This is a genomic window from Clostridium sp. cel8 (assembly GCF_014050525.1).
GTDB lineage: Bacteria > Bacillota > Clostridia > Clostridiales > Clostridiaceae > Clostridium_B.
Window position 1 is genome coordinate 218,357 of the sequence record NZ_JACGAG010000001.1, and the last position, 21,768, is coordinate 240,124.

Genomic DNA, 21,768 nt, shown 5'->3' on the forward strand with positions numbered 1-21,768 from the left:
ATAAAACATACTCAATACAATTCTACTATTTCTAGAAGAGGCATCATCTTTCCTTTATATATTCCATACAGCTCCTTCCTCATTATATCCACAAAGGCATCAAAATTTACATTTCTTGTATTTTTCTGTATAAACTGCGCTAAAAGTGAACAGGATAGATTTTCTATACTTCCACAGCTAATTGTAGTATCAATTACTAAAGTGTTCCCAGATACTTTGTATTCAATATTCTTTACAAATTTCTTTAAATCAGACTCTTTTTCTCCTCTCTTTGTCTTCTTAATAGCTCTCCATTCAGGCATTTCAAGTATATTTTTCATATCTTTATTTATATTTGAAATATCATTATACTTTATTTTTATAATATATCTTGCTGCTCTAATTTCCGCCATAGATTTAAATACTTTTTTATTTGGATCATCACTTATTTTTCTTACGCCTAATACTTTTATACCAGCAGGTGAATTTTCATTAAGCCTAGACTTTATTTCATCTTCTGACACTTCATTTTCAAAAGAAATATCCATATACTCTCCACAGGAATATACTCCTACAGGAAGGGGCTGTGCAATAGACATATTTATATGTGGATTAAATCCATTAGAATATTTAACTGGTAATTCGGATCTTCTTATCATTCTTTGAATAGTCCTCATAAGGTCAAGGTGTCCTATAAACTTTATACTGCTTTCTTTAGTGAATTTGATTAAATATCGCACCATTAAAACATTCTCCTCCCTCAACATTTGAATTTGCTCCACATTTTCTACACCCCTGTCTGCAATCAGGAGTTATTTCTGCATTCTTGGCTTTTTCATTTTCCCTTATAAGATATTCTTTTTTAACTCCTATATCTATAAAGTCCCAAGGTAAAACTTCATCATAACTTCTATTTCTATAGGCATAAAAGTCACCATCTACACCGCACTTTTTAAATGCATCCATCCATATGTCGAAGTTGAAATACTCAGACCATCCATCAAACTTTGCACCCATTTTAAAAGCCTCTACTAAAACATCACAAACTTTCCTATCACCTCTTGCAAATATAGCCTCTAAATAGCTTACTGGACTTTCATGCCACTTATAGGTTATTTGTTTACTTTTTATAGATTTTCTAATACATTTAATCTCATTTTTTACATCATCCATAGATATTTGTGGAACCCATTGAAATGGTGTAAATGGTTTCGGAACAAATATAGCTGTACTTACAGTTACCTTAAGTCCCTTTTTTCTCTTTTCTTTAGGAACTGAATAATATTCATTAACTACCTTTTCTGCAAGTTTTGCAATGCCTTCTATATCCTCCATTGTTTCACATGGAAGACCTATCATAAAGTAAAGTTTTATTGTAGACCATCCAGATTCAAAGGCACTTCTTACAGAATTAATAAGGTCATCTTCTGTAACTCCCTTATTTATTACATCTCTAAGTCTTTGACTTCCTGCCTCAGGAGCAAAAGTAAGTCCAGTCTTTCTAACTTTCTGTATTTCATTTATTAATCCTACAAAAAATGAATCTATTCTAAGAGATGGAAGGGATACTCCAACTTTTTTATCTTTATATTTTTCCATAAAATCATGTACAAGATTTTTTAAGTTGGAATAGTCACATACACTAAGAGATGTAAGTGAAACTTCAGAATATCCAGTACTTTTTATAAGCTTATCAGCTTCTTTTAAAAGGGTATCCTCAGTTTTTTCTCTAACAGGTCTGTATATCATGCCAGCCTGACAAAATCTACAACCTCTTGTACATCCTCTAAAAGTTTCAAGCATTATTCTATCATGTACTATATCAGTATATGGAACTATAAGTTTATCTGGATACTTAGCATGATTAAAGTCAGATATTACTCTCTTTTTTACCTTTTTCGGTACATCATCATATAGAGGAACAAATTCCTTTAACGTTCCATCTTCATTATAATGTGCTTCATATAGTGAAGGAACGTATATACCTCCTATATGTGATGCTTCCCTTAAAAACTCTTTTTTCTTCCCTTTACCCTTGTATTTCTTGTATAGTTCTATCACTTCCTGAAGCTGCTCTTCTCCCTCTCCAAGTGCAAATATATCTGCTATATCATAAAGGGGTTCAGGATTATATGCACATGGTCCTCCACATATCACAATTGGATCATTCTCCCCTCTTTCAGATGCCCTTACAGGAAGTCCTGCAAGATCAATCATGTTCAATATATTTGTATAACTCATTTCATATTGAAGAGTAAATCCTATAAAATCAAAGTCAGTAATTGGATCTTTACTTTCAAGTCCATATAATGGTATGTCATTTTCCCTCATTAATTTTTCAAGATCAGGCCATGGTGCAAAAACCCTCTCACAGTAGGTATCCTCTCTAGTATTTAATATATAATAAAGTATCCTCATGCCAAGATGTGACATTCCAACTTCATATACATCTGGAAAGCAAAATGCAAATCTAATATCTATGTCTTTTTTATCCTTTATAAATGAATTCAGTTCTCCTCCAATATAGCGGGACGGTTTTTCAACTTTGAACAATATATCATCAGAAATTCTATTCATTAGAATCCTCCTCTTAAGTACATTTTTATAATCTCATGCAAAGTCATCATTTTTATATTCTAACATAACCCTATGTTTTTTTAAACATTATCACCTTTTGGGTAATTTAAAAATTCTTCCAACGTTATATTACCATATACTTTTAATCCTTCTATTATCTCTTCTTCATATATAACATCTAAAATTTTCATATTATCATCAAGTACATTAAAAATATTATACTTGTTTTTATCAAACATGGACATAGCAGTAAGTAAATCCTTCTTATAATGTATTGACATACTTCTATTTTCCATGTATCCTCTTTTTAAAAATTTATATTTCTTTTTAATAATATCACTCATAAGTATATATGATATCCTTTCATTTTCTTTAAGAGAAGATATAACTATAAACAATCCAATAATTCCAATATTAAAAAAACCTTCTCCTTTTAAAAAGCTTATTAAGTAAATGAGCATTAATATACCTCCTATAATAATGCTCACAATTATCATTATTTTATTTGCTCTTCTATAATTAGTCTTAAAATTCAATATATCTCTTAAAATTCTTCCACCATCTAATGGGAATGCAGGTATTAAATTAAATAAACCTATACCTAAATTTATATAACATAGCATATAAGCTAAATTAATCTGCGTCTTTATATAAAAAAAATAAAATACAACTGAAAAAAACAAATTTGCCAAAGGAGCACAGGCAGATATTACAATGTCTTCTTCTTTATTCGCCTCATCTAAATCCCTTAATTTCATTACAGTTCCAATTGGTATGAACTCTATATCAAATCCAGAAAACTTATAATATCTGGCAACAAGATAGTGAATTAATTCATGGCAAAAAACTATTATAAAGGTATAAAAAATTTGACCTCTATAACCTATGATAGTTAAAAATATTACATATGGAATAAAATATTTATTAATTTTTATCAAAAATTATTCCCCAATCTTTTACTTTGGTATATTCACTTGAAGTCTGTATATTATATTATGTGCCTTATCTTCTACAGTCTTAAGATCCACATTACTTAAATTTTGCTTTAGTACCTTATAATCATAGGTTTTATTAAGTAGTTGTTTGGAATAATTATATATATCTTTAGTTTGCCGAGTAGGTATAATTTTACATCCTAATACAAATATAGATAAAGCTAAAACTCCTGCTAAATCTCTTATTATACGCTTTACAATATAATTCATTTTAGATTTTTTAGCATTATTACTTCCACTATTATTATATCTAGGCGAATATTTGACTCTGCTCTTAAGTCCATTGTAATAATCCTCATATTGCGAATTATAATAACCCAAAAATTATCACCCTTCTAATATCATTAATCATAATCTATATATATTTAAATTTGTTCTGAATTATTACATCACAATATAGGATAAAAAAATAGCCAGTAACTAAATAGAATAATTCCTAATTACTGACTTAAATAGTTTGTCCATTTTAAATTATAAGTTTTTATCAGCATGCATTGTAATTACTTTAGCAAATATCTCTGCAGCAGCCAAATTAGTTGCAAGAGGTACACTGTGTACGTCACATATTCTAAGAAGTGCAGATACATCAGGTTCATGAGGTTGTGCTGTAAGTGGATCTCTTAAAAAGAAAACAAGATCAATTTTACCCTCTGCAATTTTACCTCCTATTTGTTGATCTCCTCCAAGAGGACCTGAAAGGAATCTATGAACTTTAAGTCCTGTTGTTTCATTTATCAACTTTCCTGTAGTACCTGTAGCAAAGAGTTCATGTCCTTTGAAAGATTCCTTATATCTTCTGACGAAATCTATCATGTCATCTTTTTTCTTATCATGTGCAATAAATGCAATTTTCATAATACTACCTCCAAGATTAAAAATAATTATAAAATATTAATACAACAAAATATTAATACAATAATCTAAAAATTAATTTTCTTTCTTCTCATTCCTATATTCAAAACAAGGGCAATATTTATAAAAGCAGTTAGAATTGAACTTCCACCGTAGCTCATAAAAGGAAGGGTTATTCCTGTTATTGGAAGTAATCCTATAGTCATTCCTATATTTTGCAATATTGAAAACAACATTGTAGAAACAACACCTATACATACTACGGATCCAAATATATCTTTAGCCTCTCTTGCAATACATATTATTCTATACAAAATAATTCCATAAAACAGTATTAGAACTATTGCTCCTAAAAATCCCCATTCTTCTCCAACTACTGAAAATATAAAATCTGTAGATGCAAATGGAACGTATCCACCAGAAATCTGTGTTCCCTGCAAAAATCCCTTTCCCAAAAATCCACCAGAACCTATTCCTATCTGTGATTGTCTAAGTTGAAGTGCATAAGAGGTTTCATACTTCACAGGATTGAAAAGAGCTATAATTCTCATCTTTTGATAATCCTCTATAAGTGAAAATTTCCAGGCAACAGTTATTAGCCCTGCAACAGCTACAATACCTCCAGATATCACCCTAAAATCCAATCCTGATACAAAATATATACCAAGTACAGTAAAAAAGCAGACCATAGTCATACCAAGATCAGGCTGAATTACTATAAGAGACATTGGAATTACTGCATATAAAGTAAGTTTAAAAAAGTTTTTTACATTATTTATATTACCTTCCATGTTATCCAACTCTTTTGCTATCATAAGTATTATACCCACTTTTGCAATCTCCGATGGCTGGAAGGAAATAGATCCTATTTTTATCCAGGAGGAAGCACCATTTACAGTAGACTTTATACCTGGAATACAATTAAGCACAAGTAAAAATACTCCAAACCAATAGAATATACTTGCGTAATCCTTTATTACAGCATAGTCTATTACTAATATTATGTATGTTAATATAATACCTCCTATAATCCATATAACTTGACTTTTGAGTGTTGAAAATCCCCTTGTCATACGAGTGGCACTATATATATTTAAAGCTCCAAATATGGCAACTACAAGTACTGTTATTATTATTGTAAAATCCAGTTCTCTTAGAAATCTCTTTTCAATAGTGATCTTTTCTAGCATCCTACCTACCCCCAATATAACTAATATGATTATACCATATTAATTAAAAAAAGCTATGCATCAATACATAGCTATTTTTTGTGTTTCACATTTTTTATAGGCACACTTGCAATTAATGCCGGAGCATCCAATTCTTTTTCAGATGTCATCTTTACATCTATATCTCCAAAATCAACCTCCATATATTTTGAAAGTACTTTTAAAATATCTTCTTTTATATTTTCAAGCAGATCAGGAGAAATATTGGATCTATCATGTATAAGTATCAATCTAAGTCTTTCTTTAGCTACTTTTTTGGAAGACTGCTTAGAAAACATATTAAGTAAATCCATTATATTACCCCCTATCATTTAATCTTAAATAATCTTTTTATAGACGAAAAAAATCCTTGTTGATTTTGACTGAAATCTATAAATGGTACTTCTTTACCTGTAATCCTTGCAGATATATTTCTAAATGCTTGTCCAGATACAGATTTTTCTTCTAAAACTACAGGTTCACCATTGTTAGTAGATATAGTTATATCTCTATCATCTGGAACTACTCCTATTAATTCTATAGCAAGACTATCAAGTATATCATTTACATCAAGCATTTGACCACTTTTAACCATATCATAATTTATTCTATTTACTATAAGCTGATGATTTTCAAGCCCTTTAGAGTCAAGCTTTCCAATAACCCTATCTGAGTCCCTTACTGATGTAACTTCTGGGTTAACTACAATAAGTGCTCTATCAGCTCCTACAATTGCATTTTCAAATCCCTGTTCTATACCTGCTGGACAATCAATTAAAACATAATCAAACTCTCTTTTCAGTTCAGATATCAAATTAAACATATCATCACTGTTTACATCTTCTTTATCTCTAGTTTGAGCTGTTGGAAGTAAATAAAGATTAGAAAGCCTCTTATCTCTTATAAGTGCTTGCTTTAGTTTGCACTTTCCCTCTATAACATCTACAAGTGTAAATACAATTCTATTTTCCAGTCCCATTAACACATCTAAATTTCTAAGTCCTGTATCACCATCAACTACAACTACGCTATAATTTAAAGATGCTAGGCCAGTACCTAGATTAGCTGTAGTGGTAGTTTTTCCAACTCCTCCTTTGCCTGATGTTACTACAATTGCTTCTCCCATAAAAAAAACCTCCATTATATAAATTTATTAGGCAAATACGGTTCAACTATTATAGTATTACCTTTTACTCTTGCTACTTCTGGATATTTGGGCTTAATATTGTCCTCTGGTGCCCTAGTAAGTATATTTGCAATTTGGAGTATTTCAGGTTCAAGAGAAATAGCTGCAACTATCGCCTTTATATTACCTGAAAATCCTGCATGAACATATCCTCTAAGTGCTCCAAATACGATTATATTACCACCTGCATAAACTTTAGAACCAGCATTTACATCGCCAATTACAACTATGTTTCCAGAATAATTTATAATCTGTCCACTTCTAACTGTTCTCCTTAAAAATTTGGTTCTTCCTTCATATATACCAGAGAATACTTTGGTATACTTTTCTTTTACATCTTCAAATATACAATCTTTTACAAGGAATTCCTCAAATAATATATCTTTGAGCTTTCTATACTGTCTTTCATTTACATCCCTCAAATCAGTTGTTATCTTTAAAGTACATCCCCTGTAAAAGTTTTTGCCTTTAGAAAGTCTATTTTTTAATGTTTCAACCATTTCATCAAAATCTCTAAACTTATTTATATTTATAATTACATTTATTCCCTCTCTATTTCCCTTTATAAGTATACCTCTATCCATATTACTAGACCTCCAAAACCTACCACCACATATTATATTTCAACATAGCTAATGTAAATCCTTCTAAAAAGTTAAATTTTATTTTAAATTAAGTGAACTACCACACCCACAAGGGGATGTGGCTTCTTTGTAAGAAGTTTGGCATTTAACTTTCGACTTGAATTAACAAGCAACCCTTATTCTTAACGGGCGAGAACACTTGCCCTTATCCCTCATAGTTTCAACTAACTTGGGAATACATTTTTCTTCTTTTCTTAATATGTTTAGGCTACCATTTACATCTGAATTTACCAATCCAAAACTTGATTTGAATAGTCCTCTTACTACTCTACGAGATTTATCATATGTATTTTTAGTTATTAGCTCTAAGTCAAAAGCACTACACCCACTTGTATAACTTTCTTCTTTATATTTAACTTTGATTCCTTGAAGTTTAGCTTTATACTCTACAAGTTCTGCCAATCTTTGAATAGGAATTTGAACAAAACCTTTATTATAATTCATGTCTTTCTTAATTCCTTTAAGCTTACCTATAACTATTTTCCCAACCTTATGCTCTATTGCTTTATCAATAATATTCTTACTTACTTTGTGAAGATAATCATTTACATAATTATTTCTATATCTTCTTAATCTATTGATTTCCTTAGTGTTTTTAAATTTATCAGAACCACACTTTTTCATTTCAATACTTTGCAATTCTGCAATTCTTTTATTTGTATAAGAATTAACTGATTTAAGTTTCTTACCACAAAATAAGTAACTATTTTGATTTTCTTTGAATGTTAATGTAGCCAAATTATCTAAACCTAAATCTATTGCCATAACATTAGTGTTATTATCAGTTTGTTCTAATTCCTGTTTTTTGTAGATTACAATTAAGTACCATTGTTTTAAAGAATTATCCCATTTAATTCTTACTTGTTGCAATCCATCCCAATTTATGAGGCTTTGAAGTTTGCTTAAAACCTCAAAATTTAAACTCTCTACCTCAAAAATAGATTTAATTGCTTTAGATAAGGACAATTTTAATATGTTATCTTGAAATCTTATAGCAAGATTAGTGAATATAATTTCATTTTTTCTATCTTGCATGTTCTTAAATTTTGGTGGTTTTGGTAGTCCATTATATTTATGTGGATTTACTTTATAATCTTTGATACTTGCAAAATAAGATTTCCAATTCTGCTCTAATACCTTAAATGCTTGTTGCCTTGTATGACTATGAAGAAAGTCACAATGCCAATTTGATTTAAAAGCATTTTCAATATCTACATAAGATTTAAAACCATTTTCTCTTAAATCATAATTTATTATGTTGTAGAGTTTTGTTGTGTGAAAAGACAATTCTTCTATGATTTTTAATTGCTCTACCGTAAAATTTGGTTTGAATTTAAATGATAATTTCATTTTCCACCTCCTTTACATTGTTATGTATGTTTATTTTAACATAATATTTTTAAAGTCCTTACATCTACAGGCACAAGACACAGTGGTTTTACGGACTAAATTAAATAAAATTTGCGAATAGAAAATTCCTAAACGCAAATTTTATACACAATATAATATTAAATGTTCTAATTATTTGTAGTGCTTTCAGTATTTTCATCATTTTCATCAAGTCCAAAATAAGCAGAATATATACTCTTTGCTATTTGAGCAGACCCTGCTCCTTGACCACCATCAAATACCACAGCACATACAGCTATCTCAGGATCATCAATTGGTGCAAATCCAACATACACAGCATAATCTGTTCTCCCAATTTTTGTCATATGTTCTTCACTTCCAATACTTGCAGTTCCCGTCTTACCAGCTGTTTTAATTGGAAAATCTGCAAATACCTGCGATGCTGTTCCCTTTTCATTAACAGCTTGCATTCCAGCTTTTACCCATTTAATAGTTGATTCACTTACACCTGTATCTTCAAGGACTTCAGGTTTTGTTTTACTTATTACCTTATTGTTTGGATCAATTATCTTATCAACTAAGTGAACCTTATATCTTGTTCCTCCATTTGCAATAGTAGCCATATAATTTGCCAGCTGCAGAGGTGTAAATTGATTCAATCCCTGTCCTATAGAAGCATCTTCTATATTTGCAGGAACTTTAAGCTGTGAATTTGCATCTAATATAGTTATATAGTATATAACATCAAGTAATGTGTCCATTTGCTTTTCTGTAATAGTCTTCTTATTGTTAGGATCCTTTTCTGTAAGTTCAGTAAACAACTCTTTATACTTTGATTTATCAAAACTCTTAGTTCCATTTTTTATACAATCTTGAATAAGTGTTTTTATACTCTTTTTAAGTGCAGCTACTTCCTTTGAATCTTCTTCACTGTCATTCAAATTGATTTTAACTACCTTGTTACCTCTATCATCTTCACCATTTCTAAGTACATCCATTACTTTCCAAAGATATGTATTTGCAAAAGTATTCTTATTTGATACAGTATTATACACTTGCCCAAATTTCTCAGGTATCTCTATACCAGTAGTTGGCACTTCACCACTAGTTGGATCCGCTCCAAGTCCAAACTTCCATGCATACTTTGCAAGAATATCATCCCCAAATGCATCACGAAGCATTTTACCTACAGTCATAAAATAAGGGTTACTTGACTTTTCTATAGCACGAACAAGATCAACTATTCCATTTGCACCATCTAAAGTAAAATTAACAATATTTCCTCCACCTTTATCAAAATAACCTTCATCATCAACTGTAAAATCCGGAGTTATAACACCACTTTCAAGTCCTGCAATTGCAGTCATAGGCTTGAAAGTCGAACCAGGTGGTATAAGAGATTGAGTTGCATAATTGTAAAATGGTTTTGGATATATATCATACAAATCCTTCCTTATAGTCGTATTTCCCTTTATACTCTTATCTATTGGAAAGAGTTCATCTAACACTTGCTCTTCAGTTTTTCCTGAATAATATTGTGTAAGATTTCTCTTTTCAATATATTCTTTTCCAAATTTCTCAAGATCAGGATTAAAATACTGAACATACTGTTCTGATGTCAACTTTCCAGGATTGGAAAACAAATTTGGATCATATCCTGGTCTACTTGCAAGTGCAATTACTGCACCTGTTTTTACATCTATAGCAACTGCTGCACCTCTGGTTGCATTTGTAGTATCAGATCTTCTCTGTCCATAAGGATTTTTCTGCAACTCTTCCATTCTATTATCAAGGGCTTTTTCTGCAGCTTCTTGAACATTTTTATCTATAGTAAGCTGTACTGTATTTCCAGGAACAGCTTCTTTCGTTCCCATTTCCTCAATTATCTTTCCGTTGTTATTAAGCTTTACTGTTCTGCCGCCTTTTTCACCTCTAAGCTCATCTTCAAATGCAGCTTCAATTCCCGCTTGGCCTACATAATCTGTATTAACATCATATCCTTTTTCTTTATACTTTGCAGAATCTGTACTACTTATCTTTGATATGTATCCAATTACTGATGATGCAAGGTCCTCATTTGGATAGTACCTCATCGGTTGGGTATCTACATTTACCCCTGGAAGATCATTTAACATTTGAGAAAACTTAAGTGCAGTTTCTTTTTTTATATTACTTGCAATTACAACTGGATCATATCCTGAATAGCTGTGCATCTTTAAAGTGTCCTTTACTATCATAAATCTTCTTTGTTCTTCTAATGAATAGTTGCTACTTATACCATATTTTTCTAAAAGCAGTTTAAAAGTTTCCTCTGGAGAAATCTTTAATAGCTCTTCATTTACTTTTTCTTCAAGTTCATCATCTGATATATCCTTATTTTTACTTTTTATTTTTTTCTCTATAGAGTCGTTTAAATTTCTATCTCTTTTAAATCGTATTTCTAACATCTGTCTTGTCTTTGGATCATCACTTCTAAACTCAAACTTAAATGGATTTATTTTAAGCTCAAAATCATCATCTTGACTTTCTCCATTTTCATCTAGAATTTTAAATACTTTATCCATTGTCTGAAAAAAATGTTTATCACTTTCATCGGTTTCATTGTAAACAAGATTATATCCCTGTCTACTTGTTGCCAAGAGTTCCCCATTTTTATCAATAATATCACCTCTTGGAGCAGAATCCGATATCTGTCTTATAGATCTATTGGAGGCTTCTTTCTTATATTCATCTCCATTTAGAATTTGGAGTGAAAAAAGTTTACCAATAATTATACTAAATATACATGCTATAATTATAATAAGTGCAGAATATCTAGTTAGTCCCTTTTCCTTCTCCAACTTCATAATATTACCTCCTCTTTAAAATCTATTAAAATTTCCATTCAGTTTTCATGTAACTAATTTGAGAAAGTCTATATACAGGTTTATACATAAAAAATCCAACTACAGTATTGTATATGGAAACAAAAAACAAACTTACTAAGTTTATAGTAATACCGCTTAACCAAAGTATTACAAATAGAAATAGTCCTTTTAAAATTGATAGTCCAAAACAAGATAAAACAGGAATAAATTTCTTATCCTTAAATATACTATTTCCTATAAATCCTGAAATAACACATACTATCATATTTACAAATGCATTTATCCAGAAACCATCTATAAAATAGATATCTTGAAGAATTCCTGCAAAAATTCCAATAAAAAGTCCATAATAACTTTCACTTGCGATACAATAGCAGATTATAAAAACAAAAAGCAAACTTGGATATACCGTTTTTATAGCTAAAAATGGTACAACCGAATTATCTAGAATAAAAAGTATTACTAACAAGAACAATAATATAAATATCTTTTTCATAAACATCACCTTAGTACTTTATATCTGCTTCATTTTTAGGAACTACAACCATTACTTGTTCAAGTTTATCAAAATTTACATATGGCTTTATTACCGCTTCTTTCATTACCTTTGCTCTGTCAAGCTCTACACTTATAACCTTACCTATTTTTATTCCCTTTGGATAAGAATTATCTATTCCAGAAGTTAAAATTGTATCACCTTTTTTAATTTTAGATTTAACAGGAAGATAATACATCTTTGCAAGCATATCGTTTGAAGTACCTTTGTATCCTTTAACAATTCCCTGTTCTGTAATTTCATCTTTAGTACTTATGCCTTGAATTTCACCGCCTACTGCAATATTCTCATTTACTATAGACTGAATTATAGCCCAATTTTTTCCAACATAAGTCACCTTTCCAACAAGTCCTTCAGGTACAATTGCTACCATGTTTTTCTTTATTCCGTCACTGCTTCCTCTATTTATTATAAATTGATTTAAAGCAGCATTTTGTCCCTTTCCTGTTATATCACATCCTATATATTCATACTCAGATCTATTTTTTTTAAAATTCAACTCTTCTCTCAAATTAGCATTTTCATTTTTTAAATAATTATAGTCTATAAGTTTATTCTCAAGTTCACTATTTTTCTTAATCAATTCTTCATTTTCTTTTTTCACTTCGGAAAAGTTTATTATAAAACTAAAAAACTGCTTTATATTATTATTGAATTTATAGATTACACCCTGCACAGAATTGAATGTAACACCAAGTTCATTTCTCATAAAGAATACATTATTACCCTTTATGCTAAAAGAGATTAAGATCAAAAATGTAACTGACAGCACTATTACAATTACTGCCAGCTTATTTCTAAATGACTTCATAAGGCATCACTATTTTCTACTAGATACTATTTTATCTATAGTATCTAGTGCTTTTCCTGCACCTAATGCTACACAATCTAAAGGTGTTTCCGCTATATGAACTGGAATATGTGTTTCTATATTTACAAGTTGATCTAAACCTCTAAGCATAGCTCCTCCACCTGCTAGCATGATCCCTTTGTCCATTATATCAGATGCAAGTTCAGGTGGTGTTTTTTCAAGTGTAGTCTTTATAGCATCTATAATTGCAATTACAGGTTCTTTCAGCGCACCTCTTATCTCTTCTTCTGTTATAGTTATAACTTTAGGAAGTCCTGTAACAAGATCTCTTCCTCGTATCTCCATAGATTCATTCTCTCCAATATCATAAGCCGATCCAAGTTGTATCTTAACATTTTCCGCTGTCCTATCACCTATCATAAGACTATATTCCTTCTTTATATAGCTTATTATAGCCTGATCTAATTCATCTCCTGCAATTCTTAAAGATTTACTTGTAACTATTCCTCCAAGGGATATTATAGCAACTTCAGTAGTTCCTCCCCCTATGTCAACAATCATACTTCCAGTTGGTTCATTAACAGGCAATCCTGCTCCTATTGCGGCTGCCATAGGTTCCTCCATTAAAAGTACATCTCTAGCTCCTGCATGTTTTGTTGCCTCTTCTATTGCTCTCTTTTCAACTTCTGTAACCCCTGATGGAAAACATACAAATATTCTTGGACTAGTAAAAGCTGACTTTGGACTTACTTTTTCAATAAACTTTCTAAGCATTGTGTGAGTAACATCAAAATCTGCAATAACTCCATCTTTAAGTGGTCTTATGGCTACAATATTTCCAGGAGTTCTCCCTATCATATCTTTTGCTTCATTCCCAACTGCCATAACTTTTTTTACATCACTATTTATAGCCACAACGGAAGGCTCTCTAAGAACTATTCCCTTACCCTTTACATATATTAAAGTATTTGCAGTACCTAAATCTATTCCCATATCTCTTGATATTCCAAAAAATCCCATTTATATTTCTCCTTTCAAATTCACAATATTCCCTTTTCTTTTAAACTTATATATCTTCCATTTCCTATTATCAAATGATCAAGTAATTCTATTCCTAAAATTTTTCCACATTCATTTAATCTATATGTAACTTTAATATCTTCTTTACTTGGAGATGGATCTCCAGAAGGATGATTATGACATACTATTATGGAAGCACTACTCTTTTTAATAGCATCATTAAAAACTTCCCTGGGATGCACTATAGATGAATTTAAACTTCCAACAAAGATTGTCTTTACACTTATAACTATATTTTTTGTATTTAACATTATAACTACAAGTTTCTCCTGATTAAGGAACTTCATCTCTCCCATTACAAGTGATGCAGCATCTTTTGAACTGCATATCTTATAGTTTTCTCCATTTTTAAATGAATTAAGCCTTTTAGAAAGTTCAATAATAGCCATAATCTTTGCACTTTTTGCCTTTCCAATTCCATCAATATTAATAAAATCCTCCAAAGTAGATTTCATCATTCCACTTAGTCCACCTTCTTTATGGATAATTTTACTACTTAAAGATATTATATTTTCTTTTTTACTTCCAGATCCAAGTAATATAGCCAAGAGTTCAACATTTGATAAAATTTCAGGTCCATATCTAAATAATCTTTCTCTAGGTCTTTCATTTTCAGGTAAATCCTTGATTTTTAACATAGTATTTAATCTAACTCCTTACTACAGATTTACCCCCATCCCAACTAATATTTTATAAATTTTATTTAAAGGAAGTCCTACTACATTGTAATAGCATCCATGAATTTCAGATACAAATACTCCTCCATAACCTTGAATGCCATATGCACCAGCCTTATCCTTATATTCACCTTTTTTTAAATATCTCTCTATCTCATCATCAGATATATCTGAAAACTTCACAGAAGTTTTAACAAAGTCCTTTTCTACAATTCCAAGCTCTTTATTTATAACTGCTATTCCAGAGTACACCTGATGTTCATTTCCACTTAAAGATTTAAGCATATAAAAAGCTTCATCTCTATCTTTAGGTTTTCCAAATATCTTTCCATTAAAATATACTACAGTGTCACATCCTATTATAACAAGATTTTTTTCAGGTAATTTCAAGCAGGCATTTTTGGCCTTGCCAAGTGCAAGATCCATAACATATGTACTGCAGTCCCCCTTGAATTCAACACTTTCTTCTGAAAAGTTACTGACAAACACATCAAAATTATCTACAAGTCTTTTCAAAAGCTGCTGTCTTCTAATTGATGCAGAAGCTAATACAACTTTCATTTAATCACTTCCTAATATCTTCTATATAATATTATAGCCACAATTACACCTATTATAGTCATTATATTAATATTAAATTTTAACCCAAGAGTTACAGTCATAATTCTAAAGCTTAAAATTAAAGGTGCATTGGTGCCTACTTCATAGAAATTTTTTAAAAATTTTAACTCACTAAAACTATTACCAAGAGTATCACCAATAAGGCTGCCTGCTATAGCACCTAGTAATATCAATAGCCATAAAAAAGCTGAATTTTTAACTGTACTCTTCACTTGAATCCCCCTATTCAACAGTATGTCTAATATAGTTTATCATTTAATATAATCATAAACAAGTACATACACTATTGTTTAAAAAATTTTTTAAATTAAATATAAAAATAGCAGGTATTGTAAAAAAATTATACATACCTACCTCTCTATCTCCTCTTCAATTATGCATTTTAAGATAAAATAATATACTAAGTTACATTTATTTTATGCTTTTTAATTTACTGTATATATATATATATTCTTTTGAGCTCTCATCTCTTGAAAGTGTATCTTTAAGTGATTTTACATGTTCTTTTAAATCGTTAAGCACTGCAAAATTTTCATCACTTTTATCTAAGTTTTCCAAAGAATCACACCATTTTTTTAAATCATCAGTTTTTATATACTCTACACTTTTATCAGAAAACTTATTTAAAATCTGTAAATTAGCATTTATGATCTCTATTATTTCCGCATTGCAAAGATTACTTTTCTTTATAATAAAATCTTTTACTGAATTATCCACCTTTTCTTTTTTTAAAGATTCAGTAACAGCTTTTGCAGCATCACTTGAGTATATACCTAAAAAAACTCTTACCTCTCCACCATCATTTACAGTAAATGGAGTTCCATATTTAATTAAAATTTCTTTTTCCTTTTCTGCATTGTTTTTATCCTTGTAAATTCCACCTTGAATTGCTACAAATTTTACACTACTTCCATCAACAATAGTCTTACCACTATTAACATTTGAAGCCTGAGATGTATTTTGAGTATCTTTAAAAGCACTTTTATCAGTTTCACTTAAAAATATTTTAGATGCAACTGTTCCTATTATGAATGCTAAACAAAGTATAATTAACATAATAAATACAAAGCTTTTAGTTTTATTTTCCTTTTTTAAATCATATCTTGTGTACTTCATTTTTCCACCTCATTTTTCTAAAGTTTGTATATTATATATATAATTACAAGGTGGAAAAATTATTACTCTATTTAAATTATTTTTCTAAACTATATAGCCTTTACCCCTTCAATATCCGGTTCTAACAATACAATATCCCATTTATCTTTAAGTTTATCTAAAAACTTATTCATAGATTCAATAAAGAAGCTTGAATTTTCATCTAAAACAACTGCCATAAGTGTTGATCCAGATCCACTTATAAATTCACCTAAAGATCCAAATTCTCTACATTTTTTAAATATAGTATCGGAATTTTCTATTAAATCTCTTCTATAAGGCTCATGAATCTTATCTTTAAAGCAATACCTAAGTTTATCAAATTCAGAATTATTCAATGCACTTATAAGCATTGAAGCCCTCGACACATTAAATATACAATCTTCCTTTGAATATGATTTTGGGAGGATCTTTCTAGAAAGTGCTGTATTGATTTCAAAATCAGGTATCATGGCAACAAATCTTAACTTAGAGGGTAAATTTACCCTGGAATAGCTTATTTTATCTTCCGATTTCAAAGAAACAACCATTCCTCCAACTATAGCAGGTACTACATTGTCAGGATGTCCTTCTATTTTAACTGACAAATCAATTATATCTTGAAAAGACATACTACCATTCATAATTAAATTAGCCGCATATATTCCACCTACTATACAGGAAGAACTACTTCCAAGTCCTCTTGACATTGGTATGTCACATTTTGACACATTTATCCTTATACCTTTAGTATAATATCCCTGATTATCCATAGCCATTTTTATACTCTTATATATTAAATTATCATTAAAATCCCCATTTATCTTAACCCCATTGTTGTATATTTCACTTTCTCCCTCTATTTCCTCAACTTCGATTTCATTGTATAGTTTAAGAGCCATTCCTAAAGTATCAAATCCTGGTCCCATATTAGCTGTAGTTGCAGGTGCTCTAACCTTAACTTTACTCATATCTGCTCTGCGCCTCCTTTGTAACTCAATTTACTAAGAATACCTTTTACTTATCTAAAACTAATAACTTTTTCACAGACTTAAACCATGTGTTTTTCTGTATCTTTTTTATATATTCATCTATTTTAACTTCACTTTTAGCATTTACAAAAGCCGCAACTTCATTATTCTCCTTAGAGGCTTCATTTGACAGTATATAACTTGTTGCAAAGTTCTCAGCTATACTCTCAATAACAGATACTCTATCTAGTGTTTTTATTCTAAGCAGCCATTTTCCTTCAGTATTCCACTTTTTATTTACTTCTATTTTTTCATCGTTGAATGTAATTGTGTCTTCCTCTCTATGAGCAATTATATCCACTATATCAGAAAAAACAGCACTAGCAGTAGGAAACATTCCTGCACCTTTTCCTGAAAACAATACATCTCCTACAGCATCACCTTTAACTAAAATTGCATTGTATTCATCATGAATTCTTCCAAGAGATGAATTTTCATTTATCATAACAGGTCTTACAGCAGCATATACACCTTTATCTGTTCTCTTACTTATGCCCAAAAGTTTTATATTACATCCTCTCATTTTTGCATATTTAAAATCTTGCTCATCAATATCTGTAATTCCCTCTATATCCATATCTTTCCAATAAATTCTCTTATTATATGCTATTGTAGAGAGTATAGATAATTTTCTTGCAGCATCGTAACCTTTTACGTCAGATTCAGGATTTGCTTCTGCAAAACCAAGATTCTGTGCAAGCTTTAGTGCATCTTCATAGCTCATATTTTCACTTCCCATTTTGGAAAGTATGAAATTAGTAGTTCCATTTAATACAGACATTATACTCTCTATTTCATTTCCAACAAGACATTCATTCATTGATTTTAATATAGGTATTCCTCCTCCTACACTTGCTTCAAAATGTATAGTTACACCATTTTTATCTGCAATTTCAAGAAGTTCATGTCCATATTCTGCTATAAGATCCTTATTTGCAGTAACAACATGTTTTTTCATTTCCAGTGCTTTTTTCACATATTCATAAGATGGATTAAGTCCTCCCATTGCCTCCACAACAATGTCAACTTTTTTACTGAAAACATCATTTATATTATCTGTTAAAATATCTTTATTTTTGTTATTTAAATGTTTGGATACATTTTTCACTAGAATATTTGATATAACAAGTTCTTCATTTAACTTTTGTTTAAATTTATATCTATTTTTCATTATGAGTTCGACTACCCCGCTACCAACAACTCCATATCCTAACATAGCTATAACTGCCATTTTATATGCCCCCTTTTTATTTATATAAAGAACTCATCATAAATCTTGCTGAGTTCGCAATATCTTTTAACTACCATATTATAATTTTTTGCAGTTTTAATTCATAGCAATACATTTTTCCTTTAACTTAGGTATATAGCATTTAACAAATTTAAATTAAAATCTTAAAATTCAATTATTCCACAGCTATAAGTCTAACACTTACAATATTTTCCATATTCTCTATATCTTTAACTAATTCTTTTATATCTATTAAAAGCTTTGACGCATCAAAAGTTACAGAAACACTAGCAACATTATTTATTGGTATATCTTGATTTATAGTAAGTATATTTCCATGTTCTTCGGCTATTTTATCAATTATCTTTGAAAGTGTACCAGCTTTATGGAGTATCATAAACCCCAATGTAATCTTATGACCAGCCACTCCTTCTGACATGTCAAATACCGAATCCTTATACTTATAGTAAGTACTTCTACTTATTCCAACTTTTCTTGTTCCTTCTGATATGTCTTTTACTCTTCCTGTTCTAATAAGTTCTTTTACTTTTATGACTTTTAAAAAAACATCTGGAAGAATATCAGAATCAATTATCAAAAACTTATTACTCATATCTTCTCCTTTTGTATGCGTATGACGTACATCTGTACGCAATAAATTTTATAGTCTTTATAGTATCACATATTAATTTAAAATTCAATATTTTTTTCACCTATACAAATATGCAAATAATTATTTTATCAACTAAAGACATAATATATTATTATATTTTTATATGTAAATGTTTAATAAAGTAAATTTATGTATAAATAGCCTTTATAATTTAAAAAAATTAGAAATCGCAACTTAAATTTAATTAAACTGCCATTTCTAAATTAATTTACATGTATTTTATTTTTCAACTATTATATAAGGCACTGTAACTATTGCTATATTTCTTCTTTTAAGAAGCATAGTCCTTATAAAAAGTGAAGTCTGATTATGAAGTATATTCCCCCACCACTTTGTAACTACAAATTGAGGGAGAACTACAGTTATGGTGTCTTGCGGTCCAGCCGCATATTCTTCCGATTCTATGAATTTAACAAGTGGTCCTACAATGCTTCTATATGGTGATTTTTTAACTATCATAGGTATATCTACATCATATTCATTCCATTTTTTAAGGAGCCGTTCAGTAGCTTCATCATCTACAGATACATGAAATACTATTATATTATCCGATATTGTTCTTGCATAATTTAATGCCTTTAAAAATGATTTATTAAGAGTATCTATAGGAACTATTGCATATCTCTTTTGCTCATCAAAATTTATTTTCTTAGGTTTTTCATCCAAAGGAAGTTTTAATTGTTTTGAAACTTCACAATAGTGCTTATTTATAGCAAGCATAAAATATACAATTATAGGTACCAATATGAAAACTATCCAGGCACCACTTGTAAACTTAGTTATTCCAAGCATTACAGCAGTAGCTAGTGTTACAAACGCACCCATTCCATTTATAAAAGCTTTGTATATCCATCCTTTTTGTTTTTTTCTAATCCATCTCATAAGCATTCCTGTTTGAGATAGAGTAAATGATACAAATACTCCAACTGCATAAAGAGGCAGAAGATAATGTGTTTCTCCATCAAACATTACAACAAGTAATGAAGATATAATTCCAAGAGTAACTATACCATTTGAATAACCAAGTCTTTTTCCTCTCTTTGCAAACTGTCTTGGTGCAAATCCATCTTTTGCTATATATGCAAGAAGCATAGGCAATCCTGCAAAGGCAGTATTACTTGCCATAATAAGTATAATAGCAGTAGTCGCCTGTACTATATAAAAGAAAATGCTATTTCCAAATACCTGAGATGCAATTTGTGCTACTACTGTTACACTTGTATTAGGAACTGCATGATATAGTGTTGAAAGATATGACAGTCCTCCAAATATTATAAACATTATAAGTGTCAAAATTCCAAGAACCATTTTTGCATTTTTTTGCGATGGTTCCTTGAAATTTGGTATTCCATTACTCACAGCTTCTATTCCTGTAAGAGCAGTACATCCCGAAGAGAATGCCCTTAAAAACAAAAATATAGTTATATCTCCAGTAACCTCTGGTATCTTATAGATAGATACAGGAACATATCCCAAAACCTTAATTTTGAAAACTCCCCATATTATCATAAACAGAGTTACAATAATAAACAAATATGTAGGAACTCCAAATATCTTTGAAGATTCTCTAACTCCTCTAAGATTTCCAATTGTCATAAAAAGTATTAAAAATAATGTTATTCCAACTCTGTGAGGTAATAATGATGGAAAAGCTGAAATAACAGCTGCAGTACCTGCAGAAGCACTAACTGCAACTGTAAGTATATATCCTATAGTAAGCGATGCACCTGCAATAAGTCCAGGAAGTGTACCAAGGTTATCCTTTGCTACAATGTAGGAGCCACCCCCACCTGGATATGCATCTATAGTTTGTCTATATGACAGAGTAACCAAAAACATTAAAAACACAATGCAAAGCGCTGCAAGAAACATGTATTTATAAGACAATACACCTAATACAGGTATAAGTATCCAAAGTATTTCTTCTCCTGCATATGCCACCGATGAAATAGCATCACTTGACAATATTGGTAATCCCCAAAACACATTGAGCTTTTCTGATTTTAATTCTTCAGTTTTTAAACTTTTTCCTGTAAGGATGTTTAAAAACTTTCCTAATTTAGCTATCATTTTTTAGCACCCCTAAAAGTAAATTTTCTTTTAACTTTAACACGGAATGATTATATATTATTATTCATCTTTATCATAACTTCACTCAGTTTATTTAAAGCTTATTTAAGATTAAATTCCTTAATTTTATCGACAATACAGACACTTTAGTTTGTTTTTTTATGTTATTCTCTATTTTTAATAGGATAGATATTTCAATATTTTAAAATAGTCATATTAAACCTTT

The 21,768-nt window shown here is 30.0% G+C and carries 22 protein-coding genes; all 22 read right to left on the reverse strand.

The genetic code is table 11. The features are described 5' to 3' along the window. Positions 1-11: 11 nt before the first annotated feature. The 22 genes from H2684_RS01085 to H2684_RS01190 all read right to left on the reverse strand — a co-directional run bounded on the left by H2684_RS01085 (position 12) and on the right by H2684_RS01190 (position 21,542). Positions 12-722 (reverse strand): TIGR03936 family radical SAM-associated protein, encoded by a 711-nt coding sequence (locus tag H2684_RS01085; RefSeq protein WP_182087507.1) that lies wholly within the window; start codon positions 720-722, stop codon positions 12-14. Next, positions 694-2,556, reverse strand: coding sequence for a TIGR03960 family B12-binding radical SAM protein (locus H2684_RS01090; protein ID WP_182087508.1), 1,863 nt, complete (start codon positions 2,554-2,556; stop codon positions 694-696). Before H2684_RS01090 ends, H2684_RS01085 begins: the two co-directional genes overlap by 29 nt. Before the next feature lie 80 nt (positions 2,557-2,636). Beyond that, the gene (locus H2684_RS01095; protein WP_182087509.1) at positions 2,637-3,494 is read right to left on the reverse strand and encodes a M50 family metallopeptidase; all 858 of its coding nucleotides are present in this window, start codon (positions 3,492-3,494) and stop codon (positions 2,637-2,639) included. A gap of 18 nt (positions 3,495-3,512) precedes the next feature. Continuing rightward, positions 3,513-3,872, reverse strand: a complete 360-nt coding sequence (locus H2684_RS01100) for an endopeptidase (protein WP_182087510.1) — start codon at positions 3,870-3,872, stop codon at positions 3,513-3,515. A 150-nt stretch (positions 3,873-4,022) separates the two neighbouring features. Continuing rightward, positions 4,023-4,406 (reverse strand): methylglyoxal synthase, encoded by a 384-nt coding sequence (mgsA, locus tag H2684_RS01105; RefSeq protein ID WP_182087511.1) that lies wholly within the window; start codon positions 4,404-4,406, stop codon positions 4,023-4,025. Between the two features lie 65 nt (positions 4,407-4,471). Then, complete coding sequence (gene rodA, locus H2684_RS01110) at positions 4,472-5,593, reverse strand: rod shape-determining protein RodA (RefSeq protein WP_182087512.1); 1,122 nt, start codon at positions 5,591-5,593, stop codon at positions 4,472-4,474. A 71-nt stretch (positions 5,594-5,664) separates the two neighbouring features. Then, entirely contained in the window at positions 5,665-5,925 is a 261-nt protein-coding gene (gene minE, locus H2684_RS01115; protein ID WP_182087513.1) for a cell division topological specificity factor MinE, read from the reverse strand. A 14-nt stretch (positions 5,926-5,939) separates the two neighbouring features. Further along, positions 5,940-6,737 (reverse strand): septum site-determining protein MinD, encoded by a 798-nt coding sequence (gene minD, locus H2684_RS01120; RefSeq protein ID WP_182087514.1) that lies wholly within the window; start codon positions 6,735-6,737, stop codon positions 5,940-5,942. A gap of 14 nt (positions 6,738-6,751) precedes the next feature. Beyond that, on the reverse strand, positions 6,752-7,381 hold the full coding sequence (minC, locus tag H2684_RS01125; RefSeq protein WP_182087515.1) for a septum site-determining protein MinC: 630 nt from the start codon (positions 7,379-7,381) through the stop codon (positions 6,752-6,754). A 162-nt stretch (positions 7,382-7,543) separates the two neighbouring features. Then, the gene (locus H2684_RS01130) at positions 7,544-8,791 is read right to left on the reverse strand and encodes an RNA-guided endonuclease TnpB family protein (protein ID WP_182087516.1); all 1,248 of its coding nucleotides are present in this window, start codon (positions 8,789-8,791) and stop codon (positions 7,544-7,546) included. A 167-nt stretch (positions 8,792-8,958) separates the two neighbouring features. Continuing rightward, entirely contained in the window at positions 8,959-11,637 is a 2,679-nt protein-coding gene (locus H2684_RS01135; protein WP_182087517.1) for a penicillin-binding transpeptidase domain-containing protein, read from the reverse strand. Between the two features lie 25 nt (positions 11,638-11,662). Then, positions 11,663-12,154: a rod shape-determining protein MreD gene (mreD, locus tag H2684_RS01140; protein WP_182087518.1), complete on the reverse strand. Its 492-nt coding sequence runs from the start codon at positions 12,152-12,154 to the stop codon at positions 11,663-11,665. A gap of 10 nt (positions 12,155-12,164) precedes the next feature. Continuing rightward, positions 12,165-13,025: a rod shape-determining protein MreC gene (gene mreC, locus H2684_RS01145; protein ID WP_182087519.1), complete on the reverse strand. Its 861-nt coding sequence runs from the start codon at positions 13,023-13,025 to the stop codon at positions 12,165-12,167. A gap of 9 nt (positions 13,026-13,034) precedes the next feature. Further along, positions 13,035-14,045 carry a rod shape-determining protein gene (locus H2684_RS01150; RefSeq protein WP_182087520.1) on the reverse strand — a complete coding sequence of 337 codons (1,011 nt, stop codon included), beginning with the start codon at positions 14,043-14,045 and terminating at the stop codon, positions 13,035-13,037. Between the two features lie 20 nt (positions 14,046-14,065). Next, positions 14,066-14,743 (reverse strand): DNA repair protein RadC, encoded by a 678-nt coding sequence (gene radC / locus H2684_RS01155; protein ID WP_182087521.1) that lies wholly within the window; start codon positions 14,741-14,743, stop codon positions 14,066-14,068. 21 nt (positions 14,744-14,764) lie between these two features. Then, positions 14,765-15,343, reverse strand: a complete 579-nt coding sequence (locus H2684_RS01160) for a Maf-like protein (protein ID WP_182087522.1) — start codon at positions 15,341-15,343, stop codon at positions 14,765-14,767. A gap of 11 nt (positions 15,344-15,354) precedes the next feature. Then, entirely contained in the window at positions 15,355-15,615 is a 261-nt protein-coding gene (locus H2684_RS01165) for a DUF4321 domain-containing protein (protein ID WP_182087523.1), read from the reverse strand. A 199-nt stretch (positions 15,616-15,814) separates the two neighbouring features. Then, entirely contained in the window at positions 15,815-16,519 is a 705-nt protein-coding gene (locus tag H2684_RS01170) for an SPOR domain-containing protein (RefSeq protein ID WP_182087524.1), read from the reverse strand. 89 nt (positions 16,520-16,608) lie between these two features. After that, positions 16,609-17,508, reverse strand: coding sequence for a homoserine kinase (gene thrB / locus H2684_RS01175; protein WP_182087525.1), 900 nt, complete (start codon positions 17,506-17,508; stop codon positions 16,609-16,611). Positions 17,509-17,554: 46 nt separating this feature from the next. Beyond that, positions 17,555-18,799, reverse strand: coding sequence for a homoserine dehydrogenase (locus H2684_RS01180; RefSeq protein WP_182087526.1), 1,245 nt, complete (start codon positions 18,797-18,799; stop codon positions 17,555-17,557). Between the two features lie 175 nt (positions 18,800-18,974). After that, on the reverse strand, positions 18,975-19,412 hold the full coding sequence (locus H2684_RS01185; RefSeq protein WP_182087527.1) for an ACT domain-containing protein: 438 nt from the start codon (positions 19,410-19,412) through the stop codon (positions 18,975-18,977). Between the two features lie 279 nt (positions 19,413-19,691). Next, entirely contained in the window at positions 19,692-21,542 is a 1,851-nt protein-coding gene (locus tag H2684_RS01190; RefSeq protein WP_182087528.1) for an APC family permease, read from the reverse strand. Between the last annotated feature and the right edge of the window lie 226 nt (positions 21,543-21,768).

Bases quoted from the DNA above. Each gene is read 5' to 3' on its own strand.
- H2684_RS01085 (WP_182087507.1), bottom strand. From the start codon at position 722: ATGGTGCGATATTTAATCAAATTCACTAAAGAAAGCAGTATAAAGTTT.
- H2684_RS01090 (WP_182087508.1), bottom strand. From the start codon at position 2,556: ATGAATAGAATTTCTGATGATATATTGTTCAAAGTTGAAAAACCGTCC.
- mgsA (WP_182087511.1), bottom strand. From the start codon at position 4,406: ATGAAAATTGCATTTATTGCACATGATAAGAAAAAAGATGACATGATA.
- rodA (WP_182087512.1), bottom strand. From the start codon at position 5,593: ATGCTAGAAAAGATCACTATTGAAAAGAGATTTCTAAGAGAACTGGAT.
- minE (WP_182087513.1), bottom strand. From the start codon at position 5,925: ATGGATTTACTTAATATGTTTTCTAAGCAGTCTTCCAAAAAAGTAGCT.
- minD (WP_182087514.1), bottom strand. From the start codon at position 6,737: ATGGGAGAAGCAATTGTAGTAACATCAGGCAAAGGAGGAGTTGGAAAA.
- minC (WP_182087515.1), bottom strand. From the start codon at position 7,381: ATGGATAGAGGTATACTTATAAAGGGAAATAGAGAGGGAATAAATGTA.
- H2684_RS01130 (WP_182087516.1), bottom strand. From the start codon at position 8,791: ATGAAATTATCATTTAAATTCAAACCAAATTTTACGGTAGAGCAATTA.
- H2684_RS01135 (WP_182087517.1), bottom strand. From the start codon at position 11,637: ATGAAGTTGGAGAAGGAAAAGGGACTAACTAGATATTCTGCACTTATT.
- mreD (WP_182087518.1), bottom strand. From the start codon at position 12,154: ATGAAAAAGATATTTATATTATTGTTCTTGTTAGTAATACTTTTTATT.
- mreC (WP_182087519.1), bottom strand. From the start codon at position 13,025: ATGAAGTCATTTAGAAATAAGCTGGCAGTAATTGTAATAGTGCTGTCA.
- H2684_RS01150 (WP_182087520.1), bottom strand. From the start codon at position 14,045: ATGGGATTTTTTGGAATATCAAGAGATATGGGAATAGATTTAGGTACT.
- radC (WP_182087521.1), bottom strand. From the start codon at position 14,743: ATGTTAAAAATCAAGGATTTACCTGAAAATGAAAGACCTAGAGAAAGA.
- H2684_RS01160 (WP_182087522.1), bottom strand. From the start codon at position 15,343: ATGAAAGTTGTATTAGCTTCTGCATCAATTAGAAGACAGCAGCTTTTG.
- H2684_RS01170 (WP_182087524.1), bottom strand. From the start codon at position 16,519: ATGAAGTACACAAGATATGATTTAAAAAAGGAAAATAAAACTAAAAGC.
- thrB (WP_182087525.1), bottom strand. From the start codon at position 17,508: ATGAGTAAAGTTAAGGTTAGAGCACCTGCAACTACAGCTAATATGGGA.
- H2684_RS01180 (WP_182087526.1), bottom strand. From the start codon at position 18,799: ATGGCAGTTATAGCTATGTTAGGATATGGAGTTGTTGGTAGCGGGGTA.
- H2684_RS01185 (WP_182087527.1), bottom strand. From the start codon at position 19,412: ATGAGTAATAAGTTTTTGATAATTGATTCTGATATTCTTCCAGATGTT.
- H2684_RS01190 (WP_182087528.1), bottom strand. From the start codon at position 21,542: ATGATAGCTAAATTAGGAAAGTTTTTAAACATCCTTACAGGAAAAAGT.